Source organism: Arthrobacter sp. AOP36-A1-22 (assembly GCF_052377615.1).
Classification (GTDB): Bacteria; Actinomycetota; Actinomycetes; order Actinomycetales; family Micrococcaceae; genus Arthrobacter_H.
In genome coordinates this window covers 26,361-34,796 of sequence record NZ_JBQSWX010000030.1, presented here as the reverse complement: position 1 = coordinate 34,796, position 8,436 = coordinate 26,361, and the positions used below count along the sequence as shown (strand labels likewise).

General features: G+C 66.6%; 10 protein-coding genes. 5 read left to right on the top strand and 5 right to left on the bottom strand.

Annotated features, from left to right (window positions below; genetic code table 11):
* Positions 1-86: 86 nt before the first annotated feature.
* Both ACT3S2_RS14430 and ACT3S2_RS14425 read left to right on the top strand, forming a co-directional pair.
* Positions 87-785 carry a dienelactone hydrolase family protein gene (locus ACT3S2_RS14430; protein ID WP_443383808.1) on the top strand — a complete coding sequence of 233 codons (699 nt, stop codon included), beginning with the start codon at positions 87-89 and terminating at the stop codon, positions 783-785.
* 60 nt (positions 786-845) lie between these two features.
* A complete protein-coding gene (locus tag ACT3S2_RS14425) occupies positions 846-1,277 on the top strand; it encodes a universal stress protein (RefSeq protein WP_086994058.1) in 432 nt (143 codons plus the stop codon).
* A gap of 90 nt (positions 1,278-1,367) precedes the next feature.
* Here the strand turns inward: ACT3S2_RS14425 and ACT3S2_RS14420 are convergent, their stop codons facing one another.
* Positions 1,368-1,769 (bottom strand): DUF5997 family protein, encoded by a 402-nt coding sequence (locus ACT3S2_RS14420; RefSeq protein WP_443383811.1) that lies wholly within the window; start codon positions 1,767-1,769, stop codon positions 1,368-1,370.
* Between the two features lie 45 nt (positions 1,770-1,814).
* Between ACT3S2_RS14420 and ACT3S2_RS14415 the strand changes: the two genes are divergently transcribed.
* Entirely contained in the window at positions 1,815-2,573 is a 759-nt protein-coding gene (locus tag ACT3S2_RS14415) for a substrate-binding domain-containing protein (protein ID WP_444561839.1), read from the top strand.
* 57 nt (positions 2,574-2,630) lie between these two features.
* Here the strand turns inward: ACT3S2_RS14415 and ACT3S2_RS14410 are convergent, their stop codons facing one another.
* The gene (locus tag ACT3S2_RS14410; RefSeq protein ID WP_443383817.1) at positions 2,631-4,031 is read right to left on the bottom strand and encodes a GntP family permease; all 1,401 of its coding nucleotides are present in this window, start codon (positions 4,029-4,031) and stop codon (positions 2,631-2,633) included.
* A 24-nt stretch (positions 4,032-4,055) separates the two neighbouring features.
* Positions 4,056-4,598: a gluconokinase gene (locus tag ACT3S2_RS14405; RefSeq protein ID WP_443383820.1), complete on the bottom strand. Its 543-nt coding sequence runs from the start codon at positions 4,596-4,598 to the stop codon at positions 4,056-4,058.
* 130 nt (positions 4,599-4,728) lie between these two features.
* Here ACT3S2_RS14405 and ACT3S2_RS14400 point away from each other — a divergent pair, with 130 nt between their 5' ends.
* A complete protein-coding gene (locus tag ACT3S2_RS14400) occupies positions 4,729-5,454 on the top strand; it encodes a FadR/GntR family transcriptional regulator (RefSeq protein ID WP_443383823.1) in 726 nt (241 codons plus the stop codon).
* Positions 5,455-5,471: 17 nt separating this feature from the next.
* Here the strand turns inward: ACT3S2_RS14400 and ACT3S2_RS14395 are convergent, their stop codons facing one another.
* Together ACT3S2_RS14395 and ACT3S2_RS14390 are read right to left on the bottom strand one after the other, a co-directional pair.
* Positions 5,472-5,618, bottom strand: a complete 147-nt coding sequence (locus tag ACT3S2_RS14395; protein ID WP_443383826.1) for an MFS transporter small subunit — start codon at positions 5,616-5,618, stop codon at positions 5,472-5,474.
* Positions 5,615-7,006, bottom strand: a complete 1,392-nt coding sequence (locus ACT3S2_RS14390; RefSeq protein ID WP_443383829.1) for an OFA family MFS transporter — start codon at positions 7,004-7,006, stop codon at positions 5,615-5,617. The genes ACT3S2_RS14395 and ACT3S2_RS14390 overlap by 4 nt, the downstream gene beginning before the upstream one ends.
* Before the next feature lie 129 nt (positions 7,007-7,135).
* Here ACT3S2_RS14390 and ACT3S2_RS14385 point away from each other — a divergent pair, with 129 nt between their 5' ends.
* On the top strand, positions 7,136-8,401 hold the full coding sequence (locus ACT3S2_RS14385; RefSeq protein WP_444555219.1) for a carboxylate--amine ligase: 1,266 nt from the start codon (positions 7,136-7,138) through the stop codon (positions 8,399-8,401).
* Positions 8,402-8,436 lie beyond the last annotated feature (35 nt).

Genomic DNA, 8,436 nt, shown 5'->3' with positions numbered 1-8,436 from the left:
CTTGTACGCCCGGGGAGGAGACCCGGAGGCATGATCTGCATAGACTGGGAAAGCGAACCAGATCGTCGACGAGCAGGAGTGCATCCGTGGCTGAACCGTCAGCTCATCAGAATGTCGCGTTCCCTTCCAACGGGCAGGACGCCCATGGCTATCTGGCCGAGCCCGCCTCGGGGAGCGGACCGGGGGTCATCGTCATCCAGGAATGGTGGGGCCTGACGGATCATGTTCGCGACGTCGCGGATCGTCTGGCAGCCGAGGGTTTCGTCGCCCTCGCCCCCGATCTGTATGGAGGCTGGATCACCCACGACGGTGCCGAAGCCGGGGAGATGATGCAAAAGCTGCCCGAGGCCGAGGGCGCCCGGTTGCTGGCCGGGGCCGTCGACTACCTGTCGGGGTTGGAGAAGGTCACCAGTGAGAAGGTCTCGGCCATCGGCTTCTGCATGGGTGGTGGCTTCGTGTTGGCGCTCGCGGCGCAACAGGGGGAACGGATCGCTGCGGCCGTCCCGTTCTACGGTGTGGGCCAGGCGGTGCCCGAGTCGTTCACCGGCGTGAAGGCGGCCGTCCAGGGACATTATGCGACCGAGGACGGGCTCTTCCCGGTGGAGCAGGCCAAGGAGCAGGAAGAGCAGCTCCGCGCCGAATCCGAGTCCGAAGTCACATTCCACTACTATGAAGCGCCCCACGCGTTCCATAATGATGAGGACCCCCAGGGGAACTATCGTCCGGAAGCGGCACGATTGGCTTGGGAACGGGCCGTTGGTTTCCTGCGGCAGAAGACCAAGTAGACCAAGCAGGACCAAGGGGTGTCGGCGCCAACGGCGTCACACCAGACAGGGAGGAAACACATGTCAGGAACAGTCATCGTCGGTGTCGACGGCAGCGAGACCGCGAATAAGGCGGCCACGCGTGCTGCGACCGTTGCGGCCGGCCTGGGCGCGAACCTCGTGGTGATCACCGCCCACACCAAGGACAACACCGAAGTCGTCCAGATCGGCAGTGATACGTGGATCCTCGACGACGCGGAACAGGCACAGAAGCTGGCGGAGAAGTCCGCCACCAAGCTGCGTGAACTGGTCCCGGGGGCCACGATCAAGGCCTCCGCCGTCAAGGGCAAGCCGCAGGATGCCCTCGTGGAGGAAGCCAGCAGGCTGGGAGCCCAGCTCATCGTCGTGGGCAACGTCGGGATGAAGGGCCTGGGGCGAGTGCTCGGAAGCGTGGCCTCCAGTGTGGCCCTGAACGCCCCGTGCGATGTCTACATCGTGAAGACCGCCAACTAGGCACCGTCTGGTTCGCCCGAAAACGGCGCCCTCCCCCTCTGGGGATGGGCGCCGCTTTTTGTTAAGGGTCGACCACGACGATGGGTCCGGTCAGCTGCCCGGGGTCTCGCGTGCCGCCGCCTTGCGGGCGTCGGCTTCCTTGATGCGGGCTTCTTCGGCGCGGACCTCGGCCATGTTGGTGCGCTCGGCCTGCAGCCATTCGGGCCGGTCGGCCAGCAATTCGTCGATCTGCGCGGTGGTCAGTGCTTCGTCGATGCCGCCCCGGGCGAGCCCGGAGATGCTGACGTTGAGTTTGCGGGCGATGACCGGGCGCGGGTGCGGTCCGGTCCGACGCAACTCGACCAGCCATTCGGGCGGTTCATTCATCATGTCGTCCAGGGCGTCCCGGGTGAGGGGACCGTCCTGGAACTCGGCAGGCGTGGCGGGAAGATACACACCAAGCTTCTTGGCGGCAGTGGCCGGTTTCATGCTCTGCGAGGATTTCTGGGTCATGGTCCCAGCCTACCGGGCGCGGAGGGTGCCGGTAGGCTAGCGGTCGTGGCTGAACTGAGAATTGCGTTCGTGCCGGGCGTGACCCCGGATAAGTGGCTGGATCGTTGGCGGGAGCGTCAACCCGGGGTTCCGGTCCAGGCGACGATGCATGACATCGGGGACGATCCGCGGGGGCTGCTGGCCACCGGTGACGCGGACCTGGTGTTCATGAGGTTCCCCGACGGAGTGAACCCCGCGGACGGGATGACCCACGTCATCCCGCTCTACGAGGAGCTGCCCGTGGTGTGTGCCCCGCGTGAACATGCCTTGGAGTTGTACGACGACGAGGTGCCGTTGGAGGAGCTGGCCGAGGAGACCTGGTTGGACCTGGCCGACTATCCGCCACGGGTCGGGGGAACGGCGATGGCCCTGGAGGTCGTCGGTGCCGGGACCGGCCTGGTGATCGTCCCCCAATCCGTCGGACGCCTGTACCGGCGCAAGGACGTCGTGCAGAAGATCGTGACGGGGGCCCCGTCCACCCGGATCGGGGTCGCCTGGCTCAAGCCTGTCGGTGATGAGCCGGAGGACCCCCGCGTGGAGGAGTTCATCGGCATCGTCCGTGGACGTAGGGCCAATTCCTCCCGGCAGCCCTCGGTGCAGGAGCGGGAACGTTCCGCGGCCGCCCAAGCCCAGCGACGCCGGCAGCGCGGCGACCAGTCCGCCGCGGGTGCGCCGCGACCCGGAAGAGGGAAGAAAGGTGGAGGTCCCGGCGGGAAATCCTCCGGCGGCAAGCGCCGCGGCGGCCCAGCCCGGGGTCGTCGCTAGCACCTCGGGTCCGGCCATCCCGGCGGAGTGGCCGGGATGGCCGGTGGACCTGCCGCGCTACCCGAGTGAAGCGAAGCCGAAGATCACTGCCGCGAAAGCAAACCCGACCACGCCGATCAGTGTCTCCAACACGGTCCAGGTCTTCAGGGTCGTCTTGACGTCCATGTCGAAGAACCGTCCAACCAGCCAGAAGCCCGAGTCGTTCACATGGGAGATGATCACCGAGCCGGCGGCCACGGCCACCACCATGGTCGCCAACTGGATGTCGTTCAGGCCGGCGACCGCCACGGCGGGGGCCAGCAGTGCGGCGGCGGTGGTCAAGGCCACCGTCGCGGATCCCTGGGCCACGCGCAGGATGCCCGAGATGAGGAAGCCGGCCAGGATCAATGGCACCCCCAGATCGCCCAGCACGTCGGACAGGGCCTCGCCGATGCCCGAGGCGCGCAGGACGCCGCCGAACATGCCACCGGCACCGGTGATGAGGATGACCGAGCAGACCGGGCCCAGGGCCTTCTCCATGACCTGTTCGATGGCGTTCTTGCTCATGCCCCGACGCATGCCCAGCACGAGGGAGGCCACCAGCAGGGAGATCAGCAGCGCCACCGGCGTTTCGCCGACCGCGCGCAGCAGCTGGAACCATGCGGCGTCCTGGGCTGCCTCGGGCAGGACCTGGGCCGAAGCCAGGGTGTTCAGCCCGGTGTTCATGAAGATCAGCACCAGGGGCAGCAACAGCACGGAGATGACCGTGCCGAAGGCCGGCGGGTTCGACTCGTGCTCGGCATCGGCTTCGCCCAACAGGCTCGGGATCGGCAGTTCCCATCGGCGTCCGGCCCACTTGCCGTACAGGTAGCTGGCCAGGTACCAGGTCGGCAGGGCGACGATGAGCCCGATGAGCAGGACGAATCCGACATTGGCGTCGAAGAATTCGGCGGCCGCCACCGGGCCCGGGTGCGGTGGTACGAAGACGTGCATGACCGAGAAGGCACCGGCGGCGGGCAGGCCGTAGAGCAATACGCCGCCACCCAGGCGTCGCCCGACGGCGAAGACCACCGGGAGCATCACGACCAGTCCGGCGTCGAAGAAGATGGGGAACCCGAAGAGCAGCGAGGCCACGCCCAGGGCCAGCGGGGCGCGCTTCTCACCGAATTTGCGGATCAGGACGTCGGCGAGGACCTTGGCCCCGCCCGACATCTCCACGATGCGTCCGAGCATGGCGCCCAGTCCCACCAGCAGGGCCACAGAGGCCAGTGTGGAGCCGAATCCGTCGGTCAGCACCGAGACGACGCTGCCGGCGGGGATGCCGGTCGCGAAGGCGGTCAGCAGGCTGATCAGGATCAGGGCGACGAAGGCGTGCATCCGTAGTTGGATGATGAGCAGGAGCAGAACGACGATCGCGCCGGCGGCAATGCCGAGCAATGGTCCCGCACCCAGGGTCTGGGTCCAGTTCTCGAGGGTCATGGGTTCTCCGGTCGGGGTGGGGTTCTATTGCTCGGTCGGGTTCTTCGGGTCCAGGTCCAACGAGGACAGGGCCCGGGCCAGGAGGTCCTCGGCGCTGCTGTCGTTGGCCAGGGTGAAGCCGTCCTCGTCGGATTCGAGGGGTTCAAGGGTGTTCAGTTGGCTGGGCAGGAGGGTCCCGGGCATGAAATGCCCGGTTCGTTCCCGGATGCGTTCGGCCAGGATGTCGGGATCGACCACGACGTGCACGAAACGCACGACGCCGTCGGCCTCGCGCAGCAGGTCCCGGTAGCTGCGTTTCAGGGCCGAACAGGTCATCACGGTCCCTGGACCCGGGGTGTGGTCCATCCAGTCGCGCAGCACTGCCAACCAGGGCCAGCGATCGTCGTCGGTCAGGGGGGTGCCGGAGGCCATCTTGGCGACATTGGTGGCCGGATGGAAGTCATCGGCTTCGGCCATGGGCCAGCCGAGGCGGTCGGCGAGCAGGCTGGCCAGCGTGGTCTTGCCGGAAGCGGATACGCCCATCACCACCAGATGGGTGGGAGGCGGTTGGGGTGCCTGAAGCGGCATGTCTACTCCTGGAAGGACGTCGTTGGCCTGGGCCCGGCGGACCGGCTGAATAAAAGATAACACCTTATGCCCGGACGTGGATAGTGTCCCCGGTAACCGTGATGTGACCGGGCGTCATAGGATGATGACCATGCAGATCCCCTCCGGAGCGACCGTGCTCCAGGAACCGATTGTCGAAACCCTGGGGCGGGAAATCGTCGATGGCGTGCTGGCCCCCGGGGACCGGTTGACCCTCGATGCCCTGCAATCGCGTTTCGGGGTCTCCCGCACCGTGATGCGCGATTGCATGCGGGTCCTGGAGTCACTGCGATTGGTCTATGCGAAACGACGGATCGGCCTCGTCGTCCAGGAATCGCGGTTCTGGAACGCCTATGACCGCCGTGTCATCCGCTGGCGCCTGTCGGGGCCGGGCCGGGAACGGCAATTCACCGAGCTCACGGAGCTGCGGGTCGCCGTCGAACCCCTGGCCGCCGCCGGAGCCGCGCGGCGTGCCCCGTCCCAGGCCCGAGAGGAGATCGTGTCCCTGGCGGCGCAGCTGCGCCGGTTGGGGGAGGAGGGTGACCTGGAAGGCTTCCTCGCGGTGGATATCGCCTTCCATGCCCTGCTGCTGCGCGCCAGCGGCAACTCGATGTTCGCTGAACTCGACGGGGTCGTTGCCGAGGTGTTGTCGGGGCGGACCCATCAAGGCATGATGCCCTTCCACCCGCGGGAAAAAGCCCTGGCCGAACATGAGGCCGTGGCGGCCGCGGTGGCCGCGGCCGACGGGCCCGGCGCCGAACGTCACATGCAGGTCCTGGTCGACGAGGTCCGTGCTGCCCTGGAGGACCGGTTGCACGACGGGCAACTGCCCGACTGAGCGTTCGGTCCCCGGGGCTACTGGAACAGCTGGCCCACGCGGGAAAGCGTGGTGACCACACCGTAGAGCAGCGGGACACCGACCAGCATCCACCCGAAGACCAATCGGGCCGGGGCGACGTTGACCGGAATGTCCTCGGGGGTGCTGGATCCTGTGGTGCTCACGGGGCCTCCTCAGCGGTGGTGCTGGCGGTTTCGCGTTCCGGTTCATGGAACGTCGGGTCGACTGGACGGATGAGTGCGGCGGCGACGAATCCGATGACGAGCAGGACCACCATGGTCAGCAGCACCGGCAGGTAGTTGTGGGCATTCATCGTGCCCGGTTTGCCCTGGGCATCCAGCAGGCCGTTGACGATCAACGGGCCGGCGATCCCTGCTGCCGACCACGCGGTGAGCAGGCGTCCGTGGATCGCCCCGACCTGGAAGGTGCCGAAGAGGTCCTTCAGGTAGGCGGGGGCCGTGGAGAATCCGCCCCCGTAGAAGCTGATGATCACGAAGGCCAACAGAATGAAGAGCAGGGTGCTCGATCCTCCGAAGAACGCCAGGATGACATACAGCACCGCGCCGACACCCAGATAGATCATGTAGATGTTCTTGCGGCCGATGACATCCGAGGTGCTCGACCAGAGGAAACGTCCCGCCATGTTGCCGATGGAGAGCAAACCCACGAAGCCCCCGGCCACCCCCGCGGAGACCGCCGAGATGCCGTTCCCGGCCCGGAAGAAGTCCTGGATCATCGGTGAGGCCTGCTCGAGGATTCCGATGCCCGCCGTGACGTTGAGGAACAATGCCGTCCAGATCAGCCAGAACTGGCGGGTCTTGATGGAGTTGGCCGCCGAGACATGGTTGGTGGTGACCAGTTGCGAGTGCTTCACCCGTGACGGGTCCCAACCGTTGGGTCGCCAGCCGTCGGCCGGCACGCGGATGCTGAACACCCCGTACATCATGACCAGGAAGTACACGAGGCCCAGGGTGACGAACAGCCGCCCCACGGCGTCGCCGCTGGCCACCCATCCTTCGGTCCCCGAGGCGGGATCGAAGGCTTTGAGTAGTTGGGTGGACAGCGGTGAGGCGATGAGTGCTCCACCGCCGAACCCCATGATCGCCATGCCGGTGGCCATGCCCGGGCGGTCGGGGAACCATTTGATCAAGGTGGAAACGGGCGAGATGTAGCCGATGCCCAGGCCGATACCGCCGAATACCCCATAGCCGAGGTAGACCAGCCAGAGCTGTCCGGAGAAGATCCCCAGCGCCCCGAGCAGGAATCCTGCGGCCCAGAAGGTGGCGGCAACGAACATCGATTTACGCGGTCCGGACCGTTCGACCCAGGTGCCCATGACGGCTGCGGAGAGCCCCAGCATCACGATGGCGATGGAGAAGATCACCCCGATGGCCGTTTGCGAGGCCTCGAAATGTCCGATCAGCGCGGTCTTGTAGACACTGGTCGCGTAGGCCTGCCCGATGCACAGGTGCACCGCCAATGCCGCCGGCGGGATGAGCCACCGGTTGAACCCCGGTGGAGCGATGGAATGCGATCTATCGAGGAACCCCATGGAACCTGCCTTCCCTGCCGTGGAACCGCGGATGGCTGCTTCTGGCCATTGTGCTGTAGGTCACGTGTTTTGCCTAGTGGCAGTGGCACCGGTTCGGAGCGGGGGACTGATCCGGATAGATTGGAGCCCATGCGTATTTTGGATTCACAGCCGTTCGTCCCGGTCATCCTCGGCGGGGACATCGGCACCTATTCGCTGGCCCGCGAGTTCCACGAGGCCTACGGGGCGGTCAGCGTGGCGGTTCCTGCGGGCGAGAACGGGGTGCTCCAGCACTCCGTCGCCATCGATATCCGCCCGGCGGGAAGCATGACCGACGGGGCCCGCGTCGTCGAACACCTCCTGCAGGTGGCCCGTGACCTCACCGCGGACGGGGCGCGCCCCCGGCCCCTGCTGCTCTGTGGTTCGCTGGACCTGCATATCGGGATCATCACCGACCATCGCGCAGAACTCGAGCCCTGGTACACGATTCCGTACCCGGAGTCGGCGACCATCGAACGGGCGGCGCTGAAACAGAACTTCTATGCCCTGTGCGCCGAACTGGGCATCCCGCATCCGCGGACCATCGCCTACGATCCCGTCGCCCCGCAACCCCTGCCCGCCGATCTGCCGTTCCCGCTCATCGGCAAGCCCGCCGACAGCAGTGCCTGGGTGCACGCCAAGTTCGCCGGCAAGCAGAAAGTCCACACCCTGGCCACCCGCGGGGAGCTCGATGACCTGCTGGCGCGCATCCGGGCTTCGGGCTACACCAGCCCCTTCATCCTCCAGGAACTCATCGGAGGCGGCGACACGAACATGCGCCTATGCACTTTCTACTCCGACCGGGACGCCCGCGTCCGCTTCGCCGCCTACGGGGAAGTCGTCGTGGAGGAACACGCCCCCTTGGTGCTGGGCAATTCGGCGGGTATCGTCACCGCCGTCAACGCCGAGTTCATCGATCAGGGCCGCCGCATCCTCGAGCACCTCGGATGGACCGGATTCTCCATGTTCGACGCCAAACTGGACCCGCGGGACGGGCTGGTGAAATTCTTCGAACTGAATCCGCGGCTGGGACGCAACCATTACTACATGACCGCTGCGGGCCACAACGCCGCCCGCTTCTACGTCCGCGAGTACCTCGGGGCGGAGTACGACGACGGGGAGCTGCCCGCCGCGGACCCCGACGCCGCCCCGCTGGTCGCCGATGCCCAGGTGCTGTCCACGGTGTTGCCGCTGGCCTTGCTGCGCAGACACCTGCGCGGACCCGTGGGGGAGAAGGCCCGCGAACTGATGCGCGCCCGCCGGGTCGCCAATCCGTTGCTCTACCGCGCCGAACGTCATCCCCGTAGGCTTTGGTACATTGCGCTGACCTCGCTGAACCAATTCCGCAAGTTCAGCCAGCACCCGCCGCGACTCTGACATGCTGGGGGGACTGGCGCCCCGCGCCGGTCAAT